We start from the raw sequence: 24,147 nt of genomic DNA, 5'->3' as shown, positions 1-24,147 counted from the left end.
TCAGCGCCCGCGTCGCCCGAAGCGCAGCGCATCCAGCAGCACGAACACCAGCGGCCACAGCGCCATGCCCAGCAGCGGGGCCCACCAGTACGACCACGGCAGGGTCGGCTCGCCGACCACGATGTGCACCACCGCGCTGACGATGCGGTCGTTGAACAGCAGGCCGCCGATCGCCAGGATCTGCTGGGACATCGGGAAGAAGCGGATCCGCGCGCGGAAGCGCTGCAGGATGAAGGTCAGGATCACCAGCCGCAGCGCCTGCTCGCCAAGCACGCCGCCATAGAGCAGATCGGCGATCACGCCGCTGGCGAAGGCGATGCCCAGCCCGACCCGGTCCGGTGTCTCGATCACCCAGTAGGCCAGCACCAGTGCCAGCCAGTACGGACGCAGCGGCTGCAGCAGCGCCGGCAGCGGCAACAGGCCGAGCAGCAGCGCCACGACCAGACTCACCGGCAGCACCCAGGGTTTGTCGCGCAGGCGGCTCATCGTTGTTCCTCCGGCGGTGCGGTCACCGGCACGGGCGCGGACGGACCCGGCCGGTTGGCCTGCGGTGCATTGGCGGGCGCCGTCGCAGGTGCCGTGGAGGCCGGGGATGAACCCGCCGGGGCGGCACTGGCCGGCGCTGCGGTGCCTGCCGGCGCGCCGTCCTGCAGCGGCGCAGCAGCCGGTCCACCGGCTTCACCCGCGTCGCGACGCAGGTTCGGCGGAATGCGGATCGCCTCGCCCGGGCGCAGCAGCAACACGTCGCGGCCGCGATCGAGCTGGGCGGCCGGCTTCAGCTCGCCGACCAGGAAGGCATGGGTGTCATCCGGGCGCAGCGCGGTGATGCTGCCGACCGGGAACCCGGCCGGGAAGCGCCCGCCCAGGCCGGAGGTCACGATCTCGTCGCCCACTTCCACCCCGGCGCTGAGCGGAATGTCGCGCAGCTCCAAGGTGTCGCCGCGACCATAGACAATCAGGCGCACGCCATTACGCGCCACGGTGACGGGCACGGCATGGTCGGGGTCGGTGAGCAGCAGCACCGTCGCGCTGTTGCCGGTGGTGGCGATCACCTGGCCCATCAGGCCACCGGCATCGATCACTGCCTGGCCGACATGCACGCCATCGCGGGTGCCTGCGGCCAGCACCAGGCGCTGGCGCACCGGGTCCAGGTCGATATCCAGGATCGGGGCGAGCTGTACGTCCAGTCCGCTGCGTTCGGCCACGTTGAGCAGCTCGCGCAGCTGGGCGTTGTCCAGCGCGGCGGTCTGCAGGCGGGTCAGCCGGGCATTGGCGATCAGCAGCTGATTGCGCAGTTCGCGGTTTTCGGTGACCAGCTGGCCATGGCTGGCGGCGTTGTCCTTGACCTGCGTGCCCAGGCGCCCCGGCAGGCCGGCCAGCGCCCATACCGGCTGCACCAGCACGTTGGCCTGCGCGCGCAGGCGCGACAGCCAGCCGGCCTGGTCATCCAGCACGATCAGGGTGATGGCCAACGCCAGGTAAGCGAGCAGGCGCAGCGGACTGGCGGCATCGCCCTGACGGGAGGCTACGGGAGGACCGGCGTAAGGCGGCACAGGCGTCGACTGGAAATAGTGTGGATGAAGCGCGCGGAACAAGAGCGCAGCGGGAACAGCATGCGACAACGCCCCGGCGAGGTGACGCCCGGCAAGCGAAGCTTGCCGGAGGCATCACGCCGCAGAGGCGCGTCTACGATACACGGCCGGTACGGCTCACTCCGGCGCAAAGAACTCGTTGCCGTGCATGTCCACCAGCTCCAGCGCACGACCACCACCGCGGGCCACACAGGTCAGCGGGTCATCGGCCACCTGCACGTGCAGGCCGGTTTCCTCGGAGATCAGGCGGTCCATGTCACGCAGCAGCGCGCCACCACCGGTCAGCACGATGCCGCGCTCGGCGACGTCGGCACACAGTTCCGGCGGGGTCTGCTCCAGCGCCAGCTTGACCGCGCTGACGATGCCCGACAGCGGCTCGTGCAGGGCTTCCAGCACTTCATTGGAGTTGATCTTGATCATCTTCGGCACGCCCTCGGCGAGATTGCGGCCGGAGATTTCCATCTCGATCACTTCCGCCTGCGGGTAGGCGCAGCCCAGCTCGACCTTGATCCGCTCGGCGGTCGCTTCACCGATCAGCATGCCGTGGTTGCGGCGCACGTAGTTGGTGATCGACTCGTCGAAACGGTCGCCGCCGATGCGCACGGAGGCCGAGTAGACGATGCCGTTGAGCGAGATCACCGCCACTTCGGTGGTGCCGCCGCCGATGTCGATGACCATCGAGCCGCGCGCTTCGGTGACCGGCATGCCGGCGCCGATCGCAGCGGCCATGGGCTCTTCGATCAGGAACACATCACGCGCGCCGGCCTCCTCGGCCGATTCCTTGATGGCGCGGCGCTCGACCTGGGTCGAGCCGGCCGGCACGCAGACCAGCACGCGCGGGCTCGGGCGCAGGAAGCGCGACTTGTGGACCTTCTTGATGAAGTGCTTGAGCATCGCCTCGGTGTAGGTGAAGTCGGCGATGACGCCGTCCTTCATCGGGCGGATGGTGGTGATATGGCCCGGGGTACGGCCGAGCATCTGCTTGGCCTCGGCGCCCACGGCAGCCACGGAACGAGTACCACCGATGGCACGGTCCTGGCGCACGGCCACGACCGACGGCTCGTTCAGCACGATCCCCTGCCCACGCACGTAGATGAGGGTGTTGGCCGTGCCCAGGTCGATGGACAGGTCATTGGAGAACATGCCACGCAGTTTCTTGAACATCTGGGAGTTGATCCTGAGGGGTGTCGCGCCCAACGCGGGATGGCGAAAAAATGGGCAGAATTCGAGGTCGACAAGCCTAGCAATCCCCCTGTGCGCGAGCAAGGACAAATCTGGCCGAACGCCAGCCTTCACGGCCATTCAGGCCAATCCGGACAGCCCGGGTTCTGGCCCAAAGCCGCCCTACCCGTTAACCTTTGCGCCGCAGGGCGCCGCAGGGCGCCGTTTCGTTGCCCGCCCAACGGGCCTCAAACCCCCTTCCGCATAGGCCTTACTCGATGTCCGCTTTGATCTGTGGTTCTCTTGCCTTCGACACCATCATGGTGTTCCCGGACCAGTTCAAGAATCACATCCTGCCGGACAAGGTGCACATCCTGAATGTGTCGTTCCTGGTGCCGCGGATGCGTCGTGAATTCGGCGGTTGCGCCGGCAACATCGCCTACAACCTGTACCTGCTGGGTGGCGAACCGATCCCGATGGGCACGGTGGGTTCGGATTTCGGCCCGTACCGCGAATACTTCCAGGGCCTGGGCATCGACCTGAGCCGGGTCAAGGTGATCGATGAGCTGTTCACCCCCCAGGCGTTCATCACCACCGATCACGACAACAACCAGATCACCGCCTTCCACCCGGGCGCGATGATGCGGTCCTACGAGAACCACGTGAAAGACGTGCCGGGCGTGACCCTGGGCCTGGTCGGCCCGGACGGGCGCGAAGGCATGATCCAGAACTCGCAGGAATTCTTCGACGCCGGCGTGCCGTTCATCTTCGACCCGGGCCAGGCCATGCCGCTGTTCAATGGCCCCGAGCTGCGCACCTTCATCGAGCAGGCCGACTACGTCGTGGTCAACGACTACGAGTCCAACCTGCTGCAGGAGCGCACCGGCTGGGATGAAAAGGCGATCGTGAGCCGGGTCAAGGCCTACATCACCACGCGCGGCCCCAAGGGCGCGGTCATCCACACCCCGGAAAAGACCTATGACATCCCGCCGGCGCACGAGCGCCGCGTGGTGGACCCGACCGGCTGTGGCGATGCGTTCCGCGCCGGCCTGATCTACGGCATCGAGAAGGGCTACGACTGGCTGACCATCGGCCGCATGGGCAACCTGATGGGCGCGCTGAAGGTCGAGCACCCGGGCACCCAGAACCAGCGCTTCACGTTCGATGAGTTCAATGAGCAGTTCAAGCAGCAGTTTGGTTACGCGTTAACCGTTTGATCGCAGTGCGATCAAACGCGGCCCACGATTCGCTGTAGCGAATCGCGGGTCCCAATTGCATGCCACCTCATCCCCGCGCCGTTGGCGCGCCCCCTTGAACACCAAGGGGGCTCTCCACCAGACGGGGATCGGGGGGATGAGGGTAGAGCCAGGCCATGCCTGGCTGCTTTCCGGGTCCACCGCGATAGACCACGCAGCGGCCCTTGTTCGGCGCGGTCAGGCCGACATCTGCTTGCCTTCCCATGCCGCCTGCACCTGCCCGCAATCTGCCAGGTGCCAGCAGGCCAGGCCCGGCCAGGGGTTGCCCGGGGTGTTGACCAGCAGGGTGCGGGTGCCCGCGGCGCGGCCGCATTCCAGGTCGAAGCGATGGTCGCCGACCATCACCATCCGGGCGGGAACGGCCTGCCAGCGGTCAACGAAGTACTGCAGCCCGGCCGGTGATGGCTTGGGCTCGGCTTCGTCGCGGCCGACGATGTCATCCGTGGCGAATACGTCCCCCACACCGATCGCCTGCAGCGTCACCTGGGCGAGTTCGCGCGCATTGCGGGTGAGGATGCCCAGCCGGCAGCCCGCGACATGCAGCGCGCGTACCAGGGCCACTGCGCCGGGGGCGGCCTGCGCCTGCTCGGCGAGCGTACGTTCGTGCGCGAGCAGCCAGTCGTGCTTGGCCGCCGCCACCTCGGCCGGGAGCGCGGCGAGGTGGCTGAGGATGTCGTCATCCGGCGGTATCGCAAGTTCCCGTTTGATGCGCTGGAAATCATGCACGGCCACGGTCAGCGTGCCGTCCATGTCGAACACCCAGTGACGGATCGCTGGCAGGCCGCTCACTGCCACCACTGCGGCATCTGGCTGGCGTCCACGCCGCCGGTTTCGAACACGGCCGTGCGCGTGCCGCCCGCCTTGACCGGGAATTCGATGCTGATCACCTTGGCCTTGCGCGCCAGGTTCCAGAGCGCCTTCTGGTCGGTGATGAACATCGCGATCGCTTCATCGGTATCCGGACGCCAGGCGGCCATCGAGACCGGCTTGCCATCGTCAACGGTCACCTTGACCTGGCACTTCGGGCAGCGGAAATCCCCGGCCTGCAGCACGAGATAGGCGTGGCGCTTCCACTCGGGATGATCGCGGAACACAAGCTGCACCGGCTTGGCGCCACTGCCGTCCACATCCACGCGCTCCTTGCTGTAGATCTGCGCGGAGGCCTGGATGCCCTTGGTGCCGATCGGGATCTTGTTGTACTGCCACAGCGCCTGCAGACGGCGCGTCTCGCGCGCGGCGTCGGCCTTGGCCTTGACCTCGGCGTAGCCCGGTTCAATCCGGGCGGCCACGTCGGTGTCCTTGTATTGATCCAGCAGCGAACCCCCGTGGATCCGCGCGCGCTCCCAATCCTGCGAGGCGACGGCCATGTCGTACTGCTTGGCCACGCCTTCGGCCTTCTCTTCCTGCTGCGCCTTGGCGGCGGCCGCGGCGGCTTCCTGCGCCTGGCGCTCGGCCTCGGGGTTGCTGCAGGCCGCCAGCGCGAAGGCGCAGGCCGCTACCAGGATCAGTCGTTTCATTGCGTGCTCCGTGTTGGACGATGACGCGCCGGGCGCCTGAGCCTACTTTATCGCCAAGCGCGTCATGCCGGTGCGGAGCCGCACGCGGCCGCTCTCACTTCGTCGCCGGCTGTCCTTCGCGCCACCACTGAGTGGATGGCGCCGGTGCCCGGATATCCAGACGTTCGCCCATGTGCGGCGCGGTCAGCGCCACGCCCTGTTCCTGCGCCAGCGCGGTGATGCGCTCGAACGGTTCGGTCCACGGATGCAGGGCCAGATCGAAGGTGCCGTTGTGGATCGGCATCATTACCCTGCCACGCACGTCCAGATGCGCCTGCAGGCTCTGTTCGGGTTGCATGTGCACATCCGGCCACTGCGCATCGTAGGCACCGGTCTCGATCATGGTCAGGTCGAACGGGCCGTAGCGCTCGCCGATGCGGACAAAGCCGTCGAAGTAGCCGGTGTCGCCGCTGAAGAAGATCCGGGTACGACCGGTGTCGATCACCCACGACGCCCACAGCGTGCGGTTGCCGTCGGCGAGGGTGCGGCCGGAGAAATGCTGGGCCGGGGTCGCGACGATTTTCAGGCCTTCCACGCGGGTGTCCTGCCACCAGTCCAGCTGCACGACCTTCGCGGCAGGCACGCCCCATCCGATCAAGCGGTCGCCCACGCCGAGCGCGGTGACGAAGTGCTGCACCTTGGGCGCGAGCGCGAGGATGGCATCGTGATCGAGGTGATCGTAGTGGTCGTGGGAGATGATCACGCCGGTGATGGGCGGCAGTTCGTCGATGCTCAACGGCGGTGCGTGGAACCGCTTGGGCCCCATGAACGACATCGGCGAGGCACGTTCGGCGAAGACCGGGTCGGTCAGCCAGAAATGGCCGTCCAGCTTCATCAGCATCGTCGAGTGACCCAGTCGCCACAGGCTGTCGTCGGGCGCGTCGAGCAGCGCCTGGCGGCTCAGCGCCTGCACCGGAATCGGGGCCAGCGGAGTGGCGTCGGCGGGCTTTTCGAACAGCATTTTCCACATCACGCCCAGCGTGCCGACGAAGCCGAGCGCGCTCTTGCCGACGGGATTGTGGAAGCGCCCGTCGCCGAACTGCGGCGACTGGTCATAGGCGGCAGCCGGGCGGGCACCGCAGGTCAACAGGCCAATGGACATGGCGATCAACACCGTCAGAAGGAGGAGGAATCGAGGCAGGCGACGCGTCATCGGGGCTTGCCCTGGAAAGTACACCGGCGAGTGTACTTGCCTTTTCCGAAAAGTAAACTGAACGGTGTAAAATAATCCCATGAGCACTTCCGACCGCCCCAGCCGCCTGACCGACCGCAAGCGCGCGGCCATCCTCCAAGCGGCGGTGGCCGAGTTCCGGGAATTCGGTTTCGCGGGCACCAGCATGGACCGCATCGCGGCCACGGCCGAGGTATCCAAGCGCACCGTGTACAACCACTTCGCCAGCAAGGACGAGCTGTTTACCGCCATCCTGTGGCAACTGTTCGAGGCCAGCCAGGCGCTGGCTGTCGTGCCCTACGACCCGGCACGGCCGCTGCGCGATCAACTGTTGCTGTTCGCGGCGCGCAAGATGCACCTGCTGGATGACCCCGGCTTCATCGATCTGTCCCGGGTGGCGATGGCCGAGCTGGTGCACGCGCCCGAACGGGCGCGCGCGATGATGGACAAGCTTGCCGAGAAGGAAGAAGGCCTGACCGGCTGGATCCGCGCCGCCCAGGCCGACGGCCGGCTGCGCCTGGACATGCCACCGGCCGAGGCGGCGCATCAGTTGCAGGCGATGCTGAAGGCCTTCGCGTTCTGGCCGCAGATCACCTTCGGCCAGCCACCGCTCACGCCGGCACAGCAGCAGCAGGTGATGCACGACTGCGTGGACATGTTCCTGGCGGTACGCGCGGTGTAACACTGGTTTTCAGCCAACGAAGCGCACTCCCACCAACTGCGGCGGTCGGTTGGTAGGGCGCTGGGCCGCGATGCCCTTGCCGGCGAATGTCCCCCGGCGTCGGCCTGCGGCCGCCCCCTCCTCCTTTATTTCGCCCACAAGGGCATCGCGACCCACGGATCGAGAACCGCGGCTCTCACAGAAAGGCGCAGTTGTCTGCACGTGTACCGCGAGCCGAGCCCCCCAGGGGCCGGTAGGCCCCTGGGCAAAATCAAGGAGGAGGCCGTCGCCGCCAAGCGGCGGTCGGGGGACATTTGCCGAGGGGCCTGCCGGCCCCTGGGGGGCTCGGCTCGCGGTACGCAGACGCGCATAAAAAACGGCGGGTTTCCCCGCCGTTTTTCGTTCAACCGATACGTCTGGCGATTACGGCTTGGCCGTGCCCGCCTCGGCCTTGTCCAGCAGGTCCTGGACCGAGCCGGTGGTGATCGGGTGGTAGCCGGGCTTGGCCTTGGCGAAGGCCGCCTTGGCGAACGCCAGGCCTTCCGGCGTCTTCACCAGTTCGGCGTAGATCGGCATGATCAGCTTGCGGCGACCGACGCGCTCGATGAAGGCGCCGGCGGCTTCGTTCGCTTCGCTGTAGCCGCTGCGGATCGTCAGCGGGTACCAGCGCATCGCGATCTCACCGTTGGCCGTACCGGTGAAGTGGTAAGCCTTGTCCAGCGCAGCCAGCTTGTCGACCGGCAGGGTCTTGCCCAGGCCGTCGATGAAGTGCACCCACTCCTGGGTGCCCCACTCGCCGGTGATCTGCGCCGTCGGCAGCGTGTTGCTGCCCTGCCAGGCGATGCGCGCGGTATCGACGATGGAGAAGTTGCGCGAGCGGGCCTTGGTCGCGAAGGCCGGAATACCCGGCTCATCCAGCCACGCCTTCAGCTCGGCGTCGCTGACGGCGCCCGGCTTCTTGGACAGCAGATTCTTCTTCAGGTATTCGACGAACTGGTCGGTGTTCGCGCTCTGGAAGGCGTGGTCATCGAACCAGCCGCGCAGGAACGGATCGAACGTCTCGCGGCCGAAACGCTGTTCCAGGAACTGCAGGAACCATGCGCCCTTGACGTAGGCGACCTGGCTCAATGCCTCGTCCGGGTCACGCTCGCTCAGCGGCGGCAGGGCGAGGGCCTGGTCGGCCGCGCTCATGTCCTTCACTTCGGCGAGCAGATCGTTCTGGTCGATCTCGCGCTCCATCTCGGCCATCTCCTGGCCGTACAGCGCCTCGGTGATGCGGCCCTGCACGTAGGTGGTGAAGCCTTCGTTGAGCCAGATGTCCTTCCAACTGGCGTTGGTCACCAGGTTGCCCGACCAGCTGTGTGCCAGTTCGTGGGCGACCAGCGAGACCAGCGACTTGTCGCCGACGATCACGGTCGGGGTGGCGAAGGTCAGACGCGGGTTTTCCATGCCACCGAACGGGAACGACGGCGGCAGCACCAGCATGTCGTAGCGGCCCCAGCGGTATTCGCCGAAGAGCTTCTCGGCGGTGCCGATCATCTTCTCGGTGTCTTCGAATTCCTTGGCGGCCTTGCCGACCATGGTCGGTTCGGCCCAGACGCCGGAGCGGCCGGAAATCGGTTCGAACACCAGATCGCCAGCGGCGATGGCCAGCAGGTAGGACGGGATCGGCTGCGGCATCTTGAAGGTGTAATCACCATCACGCGCGGCCTTGGGATCGTTGTCGGCGCTCATCAGCACCATCACGTCCGGGCGCGAGACCACGTGCGCGCTGTAGGTGAAACGCACGCTCGGGGTGTCCTGCAGCGGCACCCACGAACGGGCGTGGATCGCCTGCGACTGGCTGAACATGAAGGGCAGCTTCTTGCCCTCCGTCATCGACGGCTCCAGCCACTGCAGGCCCGAGGCGGTCGGTGCGGTGTGATACGTGATCACGACCTTGGCCGGCTGGTCCGGGGTCTCGATGCTCAGCTTGCTGCCGAACACCTTGTCGGCCGGGGCCAGCACGAAGGGCAGCGGCGCGGTCTTGCCGTCGGCGGCGATCGCCTCGACCTTCTCCACGGTCAGCTCGCGGGTGTCCAGCACCAGCTGCTTGGCGGCCTTGTCCTTCCACTCCAGGGTGTAGGTCGCAGTGCCACCGATCTGCTTGCTGTCGAAATCCAGCTTCAGATCCAGCGCGAGGTCCTTGACGACCACCTTGTCCGGCTCGGCGTACGAGCTTTCATCGTGGCTGCGGCTGTCCGCTTTCATGGCAGTGCTCGCCGGCGCGTTGGCAGTGGGATCGACGGTCGGAGCCGCCGGTTCTTTGGAGCAGCCGGACGCCAGGGCGACGGCGAGGGGAATCAACAGGAACGGAGATCGCATGAACGGGACCGATCAGGGTGAAACGACCAGTTTACCCCTGTCCCGGGACCGCGCGCAGGCCATAGGTGGCGGTTTGCGCATTCAGCCGGCCGCGCGTGGCAGGCCCGCGCGCATGTCGACCTGCCGTGGCCCGAGTCCCTTGCCGAACCCGGGTCACGGACTCAGAGCTTGTAGCCGGAGTGGATCGAGACGATGCCGCCGGTCAGGTTCTTGTAGTGGCAACGTTCGAAACCGGCCTCGGCCATCATGGTCTTGAGCTGCTCCTGCGGCGGATGCTTGCGGATGCTCTCGGCCAGGTACTGGTAGCTGTCGCCATCGCGTGCGAACAGCTGGCCCAGCTTGGGCAGGATCTTGAACGAGTGGAAATCGTAGATCGGCTTGAACCAGTCAGCGGTGACTTCGGAGAACTCCAGCACACGTGCCTGGCCGCCGACCTTGAGGACGCGGTGCATCTCGCGCAGGCCGGCCTCTTTATCGGTGACGTTGCGCAGGCCGAAGGCGATCGTGACCAGGTCGAAGCTCGCGTCCGGGAACGGCAGCGCCTCGGCGTTGCACTGCACGTAGTTCAGGCCCGCGACCAGGCCGCGGTTGGTCAGCCGGTCACGGCCGACGGAGAGCATGCCGGCGTTGATATCGCCCAGCACCACTTCACCCTCATCACCCACCCGCTCCTTGATCAGCGCGGCGATATCGCCGGTGCCGCCTGCCAGATCCAGCACGCGGTCGCCCGGCTTCACCTGCGCGGTGGCGACGTAGTAGCGCTTCCACGCCCGGTGGATGCCCAGGCTCATCAGATCGTTCATCAGGTCGTAGCTGCGCGCGACCGAGGTGAACACTTCGCCCACCAGCTTCTGCTTGTCCTTCGCAGCGACATCGCGGAAGCCGAAATGGGTGGTGCCAGTCTTGTAGGGGGATTCGCTCATGGGACGATTATCGCACCGCCGGCGCCGTTGCGGCAGGCTGCCTACTATCATGGAGGCCTTCACGTTCCTGGATTGCGCATGATCACGACCCCCGACTACGCCGCCCTGCTCGAAACCGCCATCGCCGAAGCCCGCCAGGGCCTGGCCGAGGGCGGCATCCCGATCGGCGCCGCGCTGTACCACAACGACGGCCGCCTGCTCGGCTGCGGCCACAACCGCCGCGTTCAGGAGGGCGATCCGTCCGTGCACGGCGAGACCGATGCCTTCCGCAAGGCCGGCCGCCAGCGCCGCTACCAGGACACCATCATGGTGACCACCCTGGCCCCCTGCTGGTACTGCAGCGGGCTGGTGCGCCAGTTCAACATCGGCACGGTGGTGGTGGGCGAGTCGGTCACCTTCCAGGGCGGCATCGAGTGGCTGCGCGAGAACGGCGTCAAGGTGATCGACATGCAGAGCCAGGCCTGCATCGATCTGCTCGGCGGCTTCATCAGCGCCCATCCCGAGGTCTGGAACGAAGACATCGGCGAGTAAGAGCGGACGATTCCGCGCGGATGCCCCCTCCGGGTGCCCGCGCAGTCGCCACACACCCTGCGCGGGCAAGGCAGCGTTCTGAATGCTTCAGTGAGTCATCCTGGCCTGAACACCCTGTGCCGTGGGTATCTGCACGACCTGCCGTCACGCGTCGTCGACCGGTGCCGGACGCAGTGAACACGCGGTACTAACAACCGCGCTGCATGAACGTCTTAAGGTGCTTGCACAGGGGGCACCATCGTCGAGGAGACGTCATGCATGCCCAAACCCGCCGCACCTCCTCCGTCGAACCTGCGTTGATTGACGCGTGGGAAAGACTGCAGGTGCACTACGCACGCCACCGCAACGCCGCGCCTTTCTGGGATGCCTACCAGGCCATCCAGGATGAGTTGACGCGGTCCCATCCCGATCATCACGTTGTGGTCTGCAACCGGCTGGCGACGCTGGCCGAACGCCTCGGCGTTGTCCACCACGCGCAACTGCTGGGCGAGAGGCGCGGCAAACGTCGCCACACCGGCTCCACATCGCCATGACACCGCTTGCACCGCGCCCTACGCCATCATCCAGATTCCCTTCTTCCCATATTGAAGTGACCATGTCTTCCGCCCAGATCTCCATCCCTGCCGTCATCGATGTCGACGCCGAAGTGAGCCACTGGCGCCAGCGTCATGCCGACGGCAACCTCGGGACGGGCTCCTTCGGCCACTACGTGCCGTGGATCAAATTCGCCTGCGATTCACTGATCACGCAACCGCGCGCCAGTGATGAGGAGCGCGATGAAATGTTCCAGACCCACTACGCGCTGCAGATCATGCCGCGCCTGTCCGAAGACCAGGCACGCCAGTTCGTCGATCAGTGCTGGGAACACGTCTACCTCGCCGGTCGCCAGGACCAGGCGTCGCGCCCGCGGCTGCACGCACGCGCCTGACCTGCACAGACGCCTCCTGACCGGCACCCCGCCAGGTCATCCCGCTCCATGATGCACGACGGGTGCGACCGGCTGGCCGCACCCGCGTTGCCTCATCCGCGCTCGTGCCAACCGCCGCCGAGCACCTTGTACAACGCCACCTGATTGGACTGCTGGGCCAGCTGTGTGCTGACCAGCGACTGCCGTGCGGTGTACGCCGTGCGCCGCGCATCCAGCAGGGTCAGGAAGCTGTCCAGGCCGGCGTCATAGCGGGCCTGCGACAACCGCTGCGCCTGCTCGGCCGCTGCCACCAGCGCCTGCTGCGACGACAACTGCGCGTCCAGGCTCTCGTTGAGGGCCAGCGCATCGGCGGCCTCACGGAAGCCGGACTGGATCGCCTTCTCGTACTGCGCCAGCGCGATATCGCGATCTGCCGTGGCCATACCCAGATTGGCGCGCAGCTTGCCGCCCTGGAAGATCGGCAGGTTGAGCTTGGGAATGAAACTCCACACGCGCGTACCACTGTCGAACAGGCCGGACAGCTCCGACGAGGCCGAACCGATGTTGCCGGTCAGGCTGATCGACGGGAAGAACGCTGCGCGCGCAGCGCCGATGTTGGCGTTGGCCGAGAGCAGCACATGCTCGGCGGCCATCACGTCCGGCCGCCGCAGCAGCACATCGCCCGGAACGCCTGCCGGCAGTGGCCGCACGCTGGCCACGTCGGTCACCTCGGCCTGCGGCAGCAGCGCGGCATCGACCGGCCCACCGGCCAGCAGCACCAGTGCATTGCGGTCCTGCGCGACCTGCCCGGCAAAGCGCGCCACATCGGTGCGCGCGGTTTCCACCAGGGTGCGGGTCTGGCTCAGTTCCAGCGCCGAGGCGCCGCCGAGCTGGCGGCGCGCCTCGGTCAGGCGCAGCGAGTCCTCATAGGTCGCCAGCGTCGCTTGGGCGATCCGCAGCTGCTCGCTGTCCGCGCCCAGGGTCAGCCACGCATTGGCCACCTCGGCCACCAGCGACAGCTGCGCACTACGGCGGTTGGCCGCTTCGGCGAAGTACTGCTGCAGGGCCGCCTGGCTGAGATTGCGCACGCGGCCGAACAGATCCAGTTCGAACTCGACCACGCCGAGGTTGGCACTGAACTGCTCGGTCACCGGGGCATCGCCGCCACTGCGGGTCATCTGCCCCTGCACACCGATCGCCGGCACGCGGTCAGCGCGCTGGATCCGGTACTGCGCGCGGGCACGCTCGACATTGAGCACGGCCACGCGCAGGTCGCGGTTGTTCTCCAGCGACTGGGTGATCACCGCCTGCAGGCGCGGGTCGACAAAGAAATCACGCCAGCCGATGTCGGCGACATCCGCCATGGCGGCACCCTGCGCGCCTGCGGTGGCCGCTGCCGGCCACTGCGCGGGAATCGCCGGGGCGACTTCGGTGCTGCGCGGCTCCAGCGTCGAGCAGCCGGACAGCACCAGGCTCCCGGCCAGCGCCAGGCTGGCCATCATGGGCTTACGCATCGGAACCTCCGGCGTTCTTGCCGTACTTCTTGCGATTGAACACGCGCTGCACCACCACGAAGAACAGCGGGATGAAGAACACACCCAGCACCGTGCCGACCAGCATGCCGCCGAGCACACCGGTACCGATGGCCTGCTGTGCGCCGGAACCGGCACCGGAGGCGATCGCCAGCGGCAGCACGCCCAGGCCGAAGGCCAGCGAGGTCATGATGATCGGGCGCAGACGGTCACGCACGGCGTGCATCGTCGCCTCGATCAGGCCCGCGCCCTTCTCCAGGTTTTCCTTGGCGAACTCCACGATCAGGATCGCGTTTTTACTGGTCAGACCCACCGTGGTCAGCATCGCCACCTGGAAGTAGATATCGCGCTCCATGCCACGCATGGTGTTGGCCAGCACCGCACCGAGGATGCCAAGCGGCGCCACCAGCAGCACCGAGGTCGGCACGCTCCAGCTTTCATACAGCGCGGCCAGGCACAGGAACACGATCAGCAGCGACAGCGTGTACAGCAGCGGTGTCTGCGAGCCCGCCTGGCGTTCCTGGTAGGACAGCGCGGTCCACTCGATATCGAAACCGGCCGGCAACTGCTTGGCCAGTTTCTCCACCTCGTTCATCGCATCGCCCGAGGCCACGCCCTGCGCCGGCTCGCCCTGGATCTCCATCGCGGACACGCCGTTGTAGCGCTCCAGACGCGGCGAACCGTAGTCCCAGCGCTGGCTGGCGAAGGCCGAGAACGGCACCATCTCACCGGCCGCGTTCTTGACCGACCACAGGTTGAAGTCTTCCGGGTTCATGCGGAACGGCGCATCGGACTGCACGTACACGCGCTTGACCCGGCCACGGTCGATGAAGTCATCGATGTAGCTGCTGCCCCAGGCTGCGGCGAGCGTGGTGTTCACTGCCTCCAGCGACAGGCCCAGCGCACTGGCCTTGCCGACGTCGATGTCGATGCGCAGCTGCGGGGTATCTTCCTGGCCGTTGGGGCGCACGTTGGCCAGCAGCTTGCTCTGCCCGGCCATGCCGAGCAGCTGGTTGCGTGCATCCAGCAGCGCCTGGTGACCGGCACCGCTGGTGTCCTTCAGGAAGAAGGTGTACCCCGAGCCGATCCCCAGTTCCGGCATCGCCGGCGGCGGGAAGGCAAAGATGAAGGCATCCTTGATTCCGCCCAGCGCCGCCATCGCGCGACCGGTCACCGGCATCGCGCCCTGATCGGCATCGCGGTCCTTCCAGTCCTTGAGCTTGACGAAGGCCATGCCCGCGTTCTGGCCCATGCCGGCGAAGCTGAAGCCCTGCACCGAGAAGATCGACTCGATCGCGTCGGCCTCGTTCTCCATGAAGTGCTTTTCGAGCTTGTCGATCGATTCCAGCGTGCGCTCCTGGGTGGCACCGACCGGGGTCTGCACCAGCGCCATCAGGATGCCCTGGTCTTCGTTGGGCAGGAACGAGCTGGGCAGGCGCATGAACAGCAGGCCCATCACCAGCGCCAGCGCGGCGAACACGCCCATGAAACGCCACGGACGGCCGAGAATGCCGCGCACGCCACGCTGATAGCCATTGCTGGAACGGTCGAAACCGCGGTTGAACGCATTGAAGAAACGCCCCGACCAGCCCTTGTGGGCCACGTGGTGCTCGCCCTTCTTGAGCGGCTTGAGCATGGTGGCGCACAGCGCCGGGGTCAGCACGATCGCGACCAGCACCGACAGCGCCATCGCCGAGACGATGGTGGCCGAGAACTGGCGATAGATGACGCCGGTGGCGCCACTCATGAAGGCCATCGGCACGAACACCGCCGACAGCACCAGGCCGATGCCGACCAGCGCGCCGGTGATCTGGGTCATCGATTTGCGTGTCGCTTCCAGCGGTGACAGGCCCTCTTCGGACATGATCCGCTCGACGTTCTCCACCACCACGATCGCGTCATCGACCAGCAGGCCGATCGCCAACACCATCGCGAACATGGTCAGCATGTTCACCGAGAAGCCCAGCGCGGCCAGGATGCCGAACGTGCCCAGCAGCACCACCGGCACCGCGATCGTCGGGATCAACGTTGCACGGAAGTTCTGCAGGAACAGGTACATCACCAGGAACACCAGCACGATGGCTTCGATCAGGGTCTTGATGACGCCCTTGATCGAGACCTGCACGAACGGCGTGGTGTCATACGGCACCACCGCCTTCAGGCCGGCCGGGAAGTTCGGCTCCATCTCATCCAGCGCCGCACGCACGCCATTGGCGGTGTCCAGCGCATTGGCGCCGGTCGCCAGCGTGATCGCGATACCCGACGACGGCTTGCCGTTGTAACGGGTCACGAAGTCATACGACTCAGCACCCAGCTCGACGCGGGCAACATCGGACAGGCGCAGTTCGGCACCGTCCTGCGCGCTGCGCACGATGATGTTGCGGAACTGCTCCGGCGTCTGCAGGCGGTCCTGGGCGTTGATGGTCGCGTTGAGCTGCTGGCCTTTGATCGACGGCGCGCCGCCGAGCTGACCGATGGCGACCTGCGCGTTCTGCGCGGTGATCGCGGCGATCACTTCGGCAGTGGACAACTTGTAGGTGTGCAGCTTGTTGGGGTCCAGCCAGATGCGCATGGCGTACTTGCCACCGAACACCTGGATGTTGCCCACGCCCGGTACGCGGCTCAGCGGATCGACGATGTTGGAGCCGACGTAATCGGAGATGTCGTTGGCATCCATGCTGCCGTCTTCAGAGACGAAGCCGAGCACCTGCAGGAAGCCACTGCTCGATTTGGCGACGTTGATGCCCTGGCGCTGCACTTCCTGCGGCAGCAGCGGCATGGCCAGCTGCAGCTTGTTCTGCACCTGCACCTGCGCGATATCCGGGTTGGTCCCGCTCTCGAAGGTGAGGGTGATGGTCGCCTGGCCGTTGGCCGAGCTGTTGGACGAGAAGTAGATCAGGCCATCCAGGCCTTTCATGTTCTGCTCGATGATCTGCGTCACCGAGTCCTCGACCACCTTGGCCGATGCACCCGGGTAGCTGGCGCTGATCTCGACGGCCGGCGGTGCCACTTCCGGGTACATCGACACCGGCAGCTTGAGCACCGCCAGGCCACCGGCGAGCATGATGATGATCGCAATCACCCACGCGAAGATGGGGCGATCAATGAAGAAACGTGCCATGGAATTCTCCGGTTACTGCTGGGCGGCGGGAGCCGCCGGCGCGGCGGCCGGCTTGGCCGGGGCCGCGCCCATTTCGGTGGCCTGCACGGGCATGCCCGGCTGGATCTTCTGCAGGCCTTCGACGATGACCTTGTCACCCGCCTTCAGCCCGTCTTCGACCAGCCACTTGTCGCCGAGCGAACGGCTGACCTTGACCTGCCGCACTTCGACCTTGTCGTCCTTGCCGACCACCATGGCGCTGGTATCGCCCTTGGGATCGCGGGCGATGCCCTGCATCGGCACCAGGATCGCGTTGTCGCGCACACCGCTGCCGACCTGGGCGCGCACGTACATGCCCGGCATCAGCACCTGGTCCGGGTTCTCGACCTTGACCCGCAGCGCGTAGCTGCCCGTGGTCGGATCCACGCTGACTTCGGAGAATTCCAGCGTGCCCTTGTGATCGAACTCGGTGCCGTCATCGAGCAGGATCGTCACCGGCAGGGTCTGGTTGTCCTGCAGACGGCCGCTGGCCAGTTCGCGGCGCAGCTGCAGCAGCTCACTGGCGGACTGGGTCAGGTCGACATAGATCGGGTTCAACTGCTGCACGGTGGCCAGCGCTTCGGCCTGGCCGGCGCTGACCAGCGCGCCCTGGGTCACCGAGGACTTGCCGATGCGGCCGCTGATCGGCGCGGTGATGCGCGCATAACCCAGCGTCACGTTGGCGGCGTCCAGCGAGGCACGCGCGGCGCCGACATCGGCCTCGGCCTGCTTGAGCGCGGCAATCGCGTTCTCGTTGTCCTGGGTGCTGACCGCCTCGACCTTGGCCAGCTCACCGATGCGCTTGGCGCTCAGGCGTGCGGCATTGGCGGTGGCTTCGGCGCGGGCCAGCTGGGCACGGGCGCTGTTGGCCTGGGCGCGATAGCTGGCGTCATCAAGCTGATACAGCGGCTGCCCGGCAGTGACCAGGCCGCCTTCGGTGAACAGCCGCTTGGCCACGATGCCGTTGACCTGCGGGCGTACTTCGGCGACCAGGAAGGCATTGGTGCGGCCCGGCAGCTCACGGGTCAAGCCGACCTGCTCGGCTTTCAGGGTGGCCACGGTCACCTGGCCGGGGCCGCCCTGCGGCCCCTCCTGCTCACCGCCGCCACAGGCGGACACGGTCAGGGCGATCGCGAGGGACAGCGCGAGAAGACGGTACGGGGTTCTGGACATGGCGGTAGGGGCTCGCAGACGGAAAAGGGAGCGCCTGCAGCCCAACTTCCGATAAAAGCGAAGAATGACGACAAACAGGCAGCAAATGACGACAAATATCCGAAACGAGACCCGCCGGCTTTCACAGGCAGTCCTCGCTGAGGATCAGTGGGGCGCAAATATACATACATGCATGTTTGTTTGTAAAGCGGTACAATTCAGGCCGGTTTCATCCAGCAACTGCACAGCGCAATGGCCAGAAAAACCAAAGAAGAGGCACAGGCCACCCGCGAGGGCATCCTCGACGCGGCCCAGGTCTGTTTCCATGAATACGGGGTCGCCGGCACCAGCCTGGCGATGATCGGCGCACGCGCCGGATTTACGCGCGGCGCGGTGTACTGGCACTTCAAGAACAAGACCGAAGTGCTGACGGCGATGATCGATCGCGAGCGCGTCCCGTTCATCGAGCGGCTGCGACGCACCACCTCGGCCAAGCGCACCACACCGATCCTGGACCTGCGCTCGGCACTGCTGGTGTCATTCCAGGAGTTGGCCGAGGACGAGCGTCTGCGCAACATGATGGAGATCATGCTGCGCAACGATCTGTCTGTGGAAAGCCAGGCAATGCAGGCGCTGCAGCTGGAGGCATCGCGCGAAGAGCTGGGCATCTTCGCGGCCGCGTTCCAGCGCGCGCGGGAGTTGGGACAGCTGCGCGAGGGGGTGGACGTGGACACGGTGGCGCGCATCGTGAGCACCAGCCTGACCGGGGTGCTGTATAGCGCGATGCTGGAACCGGAGCTGTTCGAGATCCAGCGCGATGGCGCGCAGACGCTGGATGCGATCCTCAGCGCATTCGTGCAGCCGGGTGTATTCACCCCGGGCGCCCCGCCGACCGCCCTGCCAACCGACGACGACGCCTGAGGCGAAGGGCGGGTTGGTCGAGCGCTGGGGCGCGATGCCCTTGCCGGCGAATGTCCTCCGGCGTCGGCCTGCGGCCGCCCCCTCCCCCTTGAGTTCGCCCACAAGGGCATCGCGACCCACGTGTCCAGCTCTCTGGCGTCCACCGGAAGGTCTGCTTTGTCGCACGCGTACAGCGCGCTTAGCCCCGTAGCGGCCGGCAGGCCCCTGGGCAAAATCAAGGAGGAGGCCGTCGCCGTCAGGCGGCGGCCGGGGGACATTTGCCGAGGGGCCTGCCGGTCGCTGCGGGGCCCTCACGCTCGCGGCAGCCCCAAACGGAGACAGCGTTTGACAGAAGAAGCAAAAAAAACGGCGACACCGAAGTGCCGCCGTTCTTCCTACCACCCGATCGTTGCGGGCCGTTACAGGATGTAGCGGCTCAAGTCCGGATCCTGCACCAGCTCACCCAGGTGCGCGTCGACGTAGGCCTGGTCGATGCTGATGGTCTCGCCATCGCGGTCCGGGGCTTCATAACTCAGCGTATCCAGCAGGCGCTCCAGCACCGTGTGCAGGCGGCGCGCGCCGATGTTTTCCTGACGCTCGTTCACCTGGAAGGCGATCTCGGCCAAGCGGTCCACCGCATCGACCGTGAACTTCATCGAGACGCCTTCAGTCTGCAGCAGCGCTTCGTACTGCTTGGTCAGCGCGGCCTTCGGCTCGGTGAGAATGCGCACGAAGTCCTGCTTGCTCAGCGCGCCCAGTTCCACGCGGATCGGGAAACGCCCCTGCAGCTCCGGGATCAGATCGCTGGGCTTGGCCAGGTGGAACGCACCGGAGGCGATGAACAGGATGTGGTCGGTCTTGATCGTGCCGTACTTGGTGGACACGTTGGAGCCTTCCACCAGCGGCAGCAGATCGCGCTGCACGCCTTCGCGCGAGACATCGCCACCCCCGACGTTGTCGCCGCGCTTGGCGACCTTGTCGATCTCATCGATGAACACGATGCCGTGCTGCTCGCAGGCTTCGATCGCCGCGCTGCGGATGTCGTCTTCGTTGACCAGCTTGCCGGCCTCTTCCTCGATCAGCAGCGGGCGCGCGGCCTTGATCGACAGCGTACGCTTCTGCGCCTTCGCGCCGCCCATGCTGGAGAACATCTGGCGCAGCTGCTGCCCCATTTCCTCCATGCCCGGCGGGGTCATGATGTCCATGCTGACATTGGCCGACACTTCCAGTTCGATCTCGCGCTCGTCCAGCTCACCGTTGCGCAGCATACGGCGGAACTTGATGCGGGTCTCGTTGTCCTGCGCGGACGGCTCGTTGCGCGCGGCCTCGGCATCGAAGCCGATACCGGTGCTGCGGCGCGGGAGCAATGCATCCAGGATGCGGTCTTCGGCGCGCTCTTCGGCCTGGGTGCGCACGCGGACCTTGGCCTGCTCGCGATACAACTTGACCGCGGTGTCGGCCAGGTCGCGGATGATCTGCTCCACGTCCTTGCCGACGTAGCCGACCTCGGTGAAACGGGTGGCTTCCACCTTGACGAACGGCGCATTGGCCAGCGTGGCCAGGCGACGCGCGATCTCGGTCTTGCCGACGCCGGTCGGGCCGATCATCAGGATGTTCTTGGGCATGACTTCATTGCGGAGCTCGGCCGGCAGCTGCATGCGGCGCCAGCGGTTGCGCAGCGCAATGGCGACCGCGCGCTTGGCGTCGTGCTGGCCGACGATGTGCCGGTCCAGTTCCTGCACGATCTCGCGCGGGGTCATGGTGGCGGACGAAACTTCAATCTTGTGCGGCATGGGTGTGCTCACGAGGATATGGGGTGGAATGACGTATCACCGGCCTGCCTGGCAGCGACGTAACGCTGATGTAGAGCCACGCCATGCGTGGCTGACCGGATACCGCAGCCACGCATGGCGTGGCGCTACCGAGCGTTGACCCTCCGGGTCAAAGCTCTTCGACCACCACGTTGCGATTGGTGTAGATGCAGATGTCACCGGCGATGTTGATCGACTCGGTGGCGATCGTGCGTGCATCCAGTTCGGTATGCGCCATCAGCGCGCGGGCGGCCGAAAGGGCATAGGAACCACCGGAACCGATCGCGATGATGCCGTCTTCCGGTTCGATCACATCACCGGTGCCGCTGATGATCAGCGAGGTGTCCTTGTCGGCGACGGCGAGCAGCGCTTCGAGCTTGCCCAGGCGGCGCTCGGTGCGCCAGTCCTTGGCCAGTTCCACTGCAGCACGCTGCAGCTGGCCGTGCTTTTCCAGCTTGGCCTCGAACAGCTCGAACAGGGTGAAGGCATCGGCGGCAGCGCCGGCGAAACCGGCCAGCACCTGGCCCTCGCGACCCAGACGGCGCACCTTGCGGGCGTTGCCCTTCATCACCGTGTGGCCGAGCGTGACCTGGCCATCGCCGGCGACGGCGACATGCCCGTTGCGCCGCACCGAGATGATGGTGGTGGCATGAAATACGTTGGGGTTCTGACTGGGGTCCATGGAGCCTCCGGGGTGACAAAGACTGAGGTGGGGTCTATGCCCGACGCTTCAACCCGCCCTGCCCTGCGCCCGGATGCCGCAGCGGATCGATTCAGCTTTCGTTGCCGCTCTTGCGGCGCTTGGCACGCGGGTGCGCGGCATCGTAGACCTTGGCCAGATGCTGGAAATCCAGGTGGGTATAGATCTGCGTGGTGGCGATATCGGCATGGCCAAGCAGCTCCTGCACACCGCGCAGATCACCGGAGGACTCCAGGATGTGGCTGGCGAAGCTGTGCCGCAGCATATGCGGGTGTACGTGCTTGAACAGGCCCTGGCGCTGGGCCAGCTGACGGATGCGGATCTGCACGGCGCGCTGGGTGATGGGCCCGCCCTTGCGCCCGGGAAATACCGGTGCGGTGGCCGCGCCACCGCTGTCGGCCCGCCAGCCCTGCAGCGCGGTGCGCGCATGCGAACCGAACGGCACGCGGCGCTCGCGGTTGCCCTTGCCCAGTACGTTGACCAGCCCGGTATCGAAATCCAGGTCCCGCCAGATCAGCGCGCACAGTTCGCTCAGGCGCAGCCCGGAGGAATAGAACAGCTCCAGCAGCGCGCGATCGCGCAGGCCGAGCGGTGCATCGGTGGGCAGTTCGACCAGCTGCACGGCTTCATCGGCATCGAGCACCTGCGGCAGTTTGCGCGGCGCCTTGGGCGCTTTCAGCCCCGTGGCCGGATTGGCGGCGATGCGGTGGTGCTTGAGCAGCCACGCGTAGAAACTGCGGCACGCCGAAAGCCGGCGCTGCAGCGAGGTGGGCGACAGTCCACGGCGGTGTTCGGCAGCGATGAACTGGCGCAGCTGCGCACTGTCCAGCGTGTCGATCACCGCACCTTGGCCTTCCGACCACGCCGCGAGCGCATCGAGATCGCGACGGTAGGCATCCAGCGTGTGCGCCGACATGCGGCGCTCCACTTGAAGGTGCGACAGGAAGTCCTGCGCGGTACTCACGGCGACTCCGCTCGAAGGTGCGTTATGGCGAGGCGAAGCGCTGCAGCGCGACGACCAGCGATTCGCCCATCATGCGCAGGAACAGCGTGCCCATGCCCGGGTAGAACCGATTGCCATCATGGCTGCCGACCGCGATCAGGCCGACACCCGGCAGCGGCAGCAGCGCGCTGGACTGCACTTCCTCGGCGCGCCCGGCGTACAGCACGGTGTTCTTCTCCGCCTGCAGGCGGCCACAGATCGGCTCGCCATCCTTGAGGCAATCGCGGAACACACCGAGCAGCGGGCTGCTCTCTTCGATCACCTGCAGCCACGGCGCCTGCTCCAGCCCGGCGACGGGATGCAGCACGATCAAGCGGACCAGATCGCCGGCGAAATCTTCTTCCAGCGAGGCGGCCATCGCCCGCAGGGTGTCTGCCGCCGAGTCCTGTTTCATCAGTGCCAGGGTCAGCTGGTGCGTGCGGACCGCCAGGCGCTCGTTGATCTGTGCATTGGCGGCCAGATCGGCCAGCCGTCGCGACAGCTCACGGTTCTTGTCGCGCAGCACGTCCAGCTGGTAGCTCGCCAGTGACGCGGTGGGGCCGTCATCGCGCGGCACCACCAGAGTCAGGGCCAGGTCCGGGAACTGCTTCAGGAAGGTCGGATGCCGACGCAGCCAGGCGGCTACTTCGTGCGACCCGATTTTCTCGGCGGTCTCGCTCATGCGTTCCACTCTCCATCAAAGACGAAGGCTGCGGGGCCAGACATCACGATCTGTGCATCGTCGGCCGGCCAGCGGATGCGCAGGTCGCCGCCGGGCAGCGACAGCGTGGCATCGCGCTGCAGGCGACCGCGCTGCATCATCACCACGGCCGCGGCGCAGGCGCCACTGCCGCAGGCCAGGGTTTCGCCGGCGCCGCGCTCGTACACGCGCAGGCGCGCGTGCTGCGGACTGAGCACCTGCACGAAACCGACGTTGACCGATTTCGGGAACGAGGCGTGCTGCTGCAGCAGCGGGCCCAAACGCTCGACCGGGGCGGCATCGACCAGGCCCACTTCGATCACGGCGTGCGGGTTGCCCATCGAAACCGCGCCGAAGCGCACCGTGTCGCCCTGCAGCGGCAGCAGATATTCCTCGCGGGCGCGGGCGAAGCCGATCAGCGGCACGTTCTCCGGCTCGAAACGCGGCACGCCCATGGCTACCGCGTACTGGTCTTCGCCCAGCCGTTCGACTGCATGGGTGGTGACCGGGCTGTCGATCGCGAACGTGCTGCCGGTGGCGGCGCCATCGCGCACCAGCCAGGCCGCCACACAGCGCGCGCCGTTGCCACATTGCTCGGAGCTGCTGCCATCGGCATTCCAGATCCGGTACGAGGCGACCGAGCCTTCTGCCTTGGGCGGCTCGATGGTCAGGATCTGGTCGCAGCCTACGCCGGTGTGGCGATCGGCCAGACGCGCGGCCAGCGCAGCATCCGGCGGTGCGCTGCCATCGCGCAGGTCCAACACCACGAAATCATTGCCGGCGCCATGCATCTTGGTGAAGCGCAGCGCCGCGGAGGTGTTCGACTTACTCATTCCCGTCATTGGCCTTCAGCGCCGGGGCTTCAACGGGATCAGGAACCACCGGGGAATCGGTATCGGCATCGGCGGCCGGCGGCGTAGCGTCGTCGGCGGCCGGTTCAACCAGCTGTTCTTCGACCGGGACCGGCTTCTGCGGCAGGACCAGCGGGCCCTTGTTGCCACAGGCCGACAGCACCAGCAGCGCCGAGGCGGCCAGCGTCAGGGAGATGAGGGTACGGGAGGATGTCTTCATCCTCCGAGTATAGCCGCGGTGTTTGGGCGCTTGGGTGC

At 66.6% G+C, this 24,147-nt stretch carries 23 protein-coding genes; 6 read left to right on the top strand and 17 right to left on the bottom strand.

Translation table 11 applies throughout. The features are described from left to right. From mreD to ACWV8V_RS14360, 3 genes are all read right to left on the bottom strand, one after another. Complete coding sequence (gene mreD, locus ACWV8V_RS14370; protein ID WP_019186042.1) at positions 1 to 486, bottom strand: rod shape-determining protein MreD; 486 nt, start codon at positions 484 to 486, stop codon at positions 1 to 3. After that, positions 483 to 1,553, bottom strand: coding sequence for a rod shape-determining protein MreC (mreC, locus tag ACWV8V_RS14365; RefSeq protein ID WP_455900040.1), 1,071 nt, complete (start codon positions 1,551 to 1,553; stop codon positions 483 to 485). The genes mreD and mreC overlap by 4 nt, the downstream gene beginning before the upstream one ends. Positions 1,554 to 1,709: 156 nt before the next feature. Then, the gene (locus tag ACWV8V_RS14360; RefSeq protein WP_019186044.1) at positions 1,710 to 2,756 is read right to left on the bottom strand and encodes a rod shape-determining protein; all 1,047 of its coding nucleotides are present in this window, start codon (positions 2,754 to 2,756) and stop codon (positions 1,710 to 1,712) included. Positions 2,757 to 3,031: 275 nt separating this feature from the next. Here ACWV8V_RS14360 and ACWV8V_RS14355 point away from each other — a divergent pair, with 275 nt between their 5' ends. Next, the gene (locus ACWV8V_RS14355; RefSeq protein ID WP_123730158.1) at positions 3,032 to 3,970 is read left to right on the top strand and encodes a carbohydrate kinase family protein; all 939 of its coding nucleotides are present in this window, start codon (positions 3,032 to 3,034) and stop codon (positions 3,968 to 3,970) included. 216 nt (positions 3,971 to 4,186) lie between these two features. Here the strand turns inward: ACWV8V_RS14355 and ACWV8V_RS14350 are convergent, their stop codons facing one another. The 3 genes from ACWV8V_RS14350 to ACWV8V_RS14340 form a co-directional block, all read right to left on the bottom strand. Further along, positions 4,187 to 4,789 carry an HAD family hydrolase gene (locus ACWV8V_RS14350; protein WP_455900128.1) on the bottom strand — a complete coding sequence of 201 codons (603 nt, stop codon included), beginning with the start codon at positions 4,787 to 4,789 and terminating at the stop codon, positions 4,187 to 4,189. A 5-nt stretch (positions 4,790 to 4,794) separates the two neighbouring features. Continuing rightward, complete coding sequence (locus ACWV8V_RS14345; protein ID WP_346468909.1) at positions 4,795 to 5,526, bottom strand: hypothetical protein; 732 nt, start codon at positions 5,524 to 5,526, stop codon at positions 4,795 to 4,797. A 94-nt stretch (positions 5,527 to 5,620) separates the two neighbouring features. Then, entirely contained in the window at positions 5,621 to 6,667 is a 1,047-nt protein-coding gene (locus tag ACWV8V_RS14340; protein ID WP_455900039.1) for an MBL fold metallo-hydrolase, read from the bottom strand. 130 nt (positions 6,668 to 6,797) lie between these two features. Between ACWV8V_RS14340 and ACWV8V_RS14335 the strand changes: the two genes are divergently transcribed. After that, on the top strand, positions 6,798 to 7,418 hold the full coding sequence (locus ACWV8V_RS14335; protein WP_259259070.1) for a TetR/AcrR family transcriptional regulator: 621 nt from the start codon (positions 6,798 to 6,800) through the stop codon (positions 7,416 to 7,418). Positions 7,419 to 7,820: 402 nt separating this feature from the next. Here ACWV8V_RS14335 and ACWV8V_RS14330 read toward each other — a convergent pair whose 3' ends face one another. Both ACWV8V_RS14330 and ubiE read right to left on the bottom strand, forming a co-directional pair. Continuing rightward, a complete protein-coding gene (locus ACWV8V_RS14330; protein WP_455900038.1) occupies positions 7,821 to 9,761 on the bottom strand; it encodes a M1 family metallopeptidase in 1,941 nt (646 codons plus the stop codon). 161 nt (positions 9,762 to 9,922) lie between these two features. Then, positions 9,923 to 10,684, bottom strand: coding sequence for a bifunctional demethylmenaquinone methyltransferase/2-methoxy-6-polyprenyl-1,4-benzoquinol methylase UbiE (ubiE, locus tag ACWV8V_RS14325; RefSeq protein WP_070471930.1), 762 nt, complete (start codon positions 10,682 to 10,684; stop codon positions 9,923 to 9,925). A gap of 78 nt (positions 10,685 to 10,762) precedes the next feature. Here ubiE and ACWV8V_RS14320 point away from each other — a divergent pair, with 78 nt between their 5' ends. The 3 genes from ACWV8V_RS14320 (at position 10,763) to ACWV8V_RS14310 (ending at position 12,143) form a co-directional block, all read left to right on the top strand. Further along, positions 10,763 to 11,215, top strand: coding sequence for a nucleoside deaminase (locus tag ACWV8V_RS14320; RefSeq protein ID WP_019186053.1), 453 nt, complete (start codon positions 10,763 to 10,765; stop codon positions 11,213 to 11,215). 254 nt (positions 11,216 to 11,469) lie between these two features. Further along, positions 11,470 to 11,748, top strand: a complete 279-nt coding sequence (locus ACWV8V_RS14315; protein WP_455900037.1) for a hypothetical protein — start codon at positions 11,470 to 11,472, stop codon at positions 11,746 to 11,748. 62 nt (positions 11,749 to 11,810) lie between these two features. After that, on the top strand, positions 11,811 to 12,143 hold the full coding sequence (locus tag ACWV8V_RS14310; RefSeq protein ID WP_123730151.1) for a hypothetical protein: 333 nt from the start codon (positions 11,811 to 11,813) through the stop codon (positions 12,141 to 12,143). A 92-nt stretch (positions 12,144 to 12,235) separates the two neighbouring features. Here the strand turns inward: ACWV8V_RS14310 and ACWV8V_RS14305 are convergent, their stop codons facing one another. The 3 genes from ACWV8V_RS14305 to smeD are packed head-to-tail and all read right to left on the bottom strand — an operon-like array spanning position 12,236 to position 17,966. Next, positions 12,236 to 13,636: an efflux transporter outer membrane subunit gene (locus ACWV8V_RS14305; RefSeq protein ID WP_455900036.1), complete on the bottom strand. Its 1,401-nt coding sequence runs from the start codon at positions 13,634 to 13,636 to the stop codon at positions 12,236 to 12,238. Continuing rightward, positions 13,629 to 16,775 (bottom strand): multidrug efflux RND transporter permease subunit SmeE, encoded by a 3,147-nt coding sequence (smeE, locus tag ACWV8V_RS14300; protein ID WP_259259062.1) that lies wholly within the window; start codon positions 16,773 to 16,775, stop codon positions 13,629 to 13,631. The genes ACWV8V_RS14305 and smeE overlap by 8 nt, the downstream gene beginning before the upstream one ends. Before the next feature lie 12 nt (positions 16,776 to 16,787). Further along, positions 16,788 to 17,966, bottom strand: a complete 1,179-nt coding sequence (gene smeD, locus ACWV8V_RS14295; RefSeq protein WP_123730148.1) for a multidrug efflux RND transporter periplasmic adaptor subunit SmeD — start codon at positions 17,964 to 17,966, stop codon at positions 16,788 to 16,790. A gap of 231 nt (positions 17,967 to 18,197) precedes the next feature. On the opposite strand from smeD, the gene ACWV8V_RS14290 reads away from it, so the two are divergent. Continuing rightward, positions 18,198 to 18,866 (top strand): TetR family transcriptional regulator, encoded by a 669-nt coding sequence (locus ACWV8V_RS14290; protein WP_259259061.1) that lies wholly within the window; start codon positions 18,198 to 18,200, stop codon positions 18,864 to 18,866. A gap of 398 nt (positions 18,867 to 19,264) precedes the next feature. On the opposite strand, the gene hslU is transcribed toward ACWV8V_RS14290, so the two are convergent. The 6 genes from hslU to lptM all read right to left on the bottom strand — a co-directional run bounded on the left by hslU (position 19,265) and on the right by lptM (position 24,109). Beyond that, entirely contained in the window at positions 19,265 to 20,638 is a 1,374-nt protein-coding gene (gene hslU, locus ACWV8V_RS14285) for an ATP-dependent protease ATPase subunit HslU (protein WP_121039962.1), read from the bottom strand. 148 nt (positions 20,639 to 20,786) lie between these two features. Beyond that, positions 20,787 to 21,338, bottom strand: a complete 552-nt coding sequence (gene hslV, locus ACWV8V_RS14280; RefSeq protein ID WP_019183676.1) for an ATP-dependent protease subunit HslV — start codon at positions 21,336 to 21,338, stop codon at positions 20,787 to 20,789. 91 nt (positions 21,339 to 21,429) lie between these two features. Beyond that, entirely contained in the window at positions 21,430 to 22,320 is an 891-nt protein-coding gene (xerC, locus tag ACWV8V_RS14275) for a tyrosine recombinase XerC (protein ID WP_121039965.1), read from the bottom strand. A 22-nt stretch (positions 22,321 to 22,342) separates the two neighbouring features. Next, the gene (locus ACWV8V_RS14270) at positions 22,343 to 23,020 is read right to left on the bottom strand and encodes a DUF484 family protein (protein ID WP_259259058.1); all 678 of its coding nucleotides are present in this window, start codon (positions 23,018 to 23,020) and stop codon (positions 22,343 to 22,345) included. Continuing rightward, a complete protein-coding gene (dapF, locus tag ACWV8V_RS14265; RefSeq protein WP_346469028.1) occupies positions 23,017 to 23,871 on the bottom strand; it encodes a diaminopimelate epimerase in 855 nt (284 codons plus the stop codon). Before dapF ends, ACWV8V_RS14270 begins: the two co-directional genes overlap by 4 nt. Continuing rightward, a complete protein-coding gene (lptM, locus tag ACWV8V_RS14260; RefSeq protein WP_455900035.1) occupies positions 23,864 to 24,109 on the bottom strand; it encodes an LPS translocon maturation chaperone LptM in 246 nt (81 codons plus the stop codon). Before lptM ends, dapF begins: the two co-directional genes overlap by 8 nt. Positions 24,110 to 24,147 lie beyond the last annotated feature (38 nt).

It is taken from the genome of Stenotrophomonas sp. Ker107b (assembly GCF_053847245.1).
Note: the sequence above shows the minus strand (reverse complement) of the source record. Positions and strands in the feature narration are given on the sequence as shown.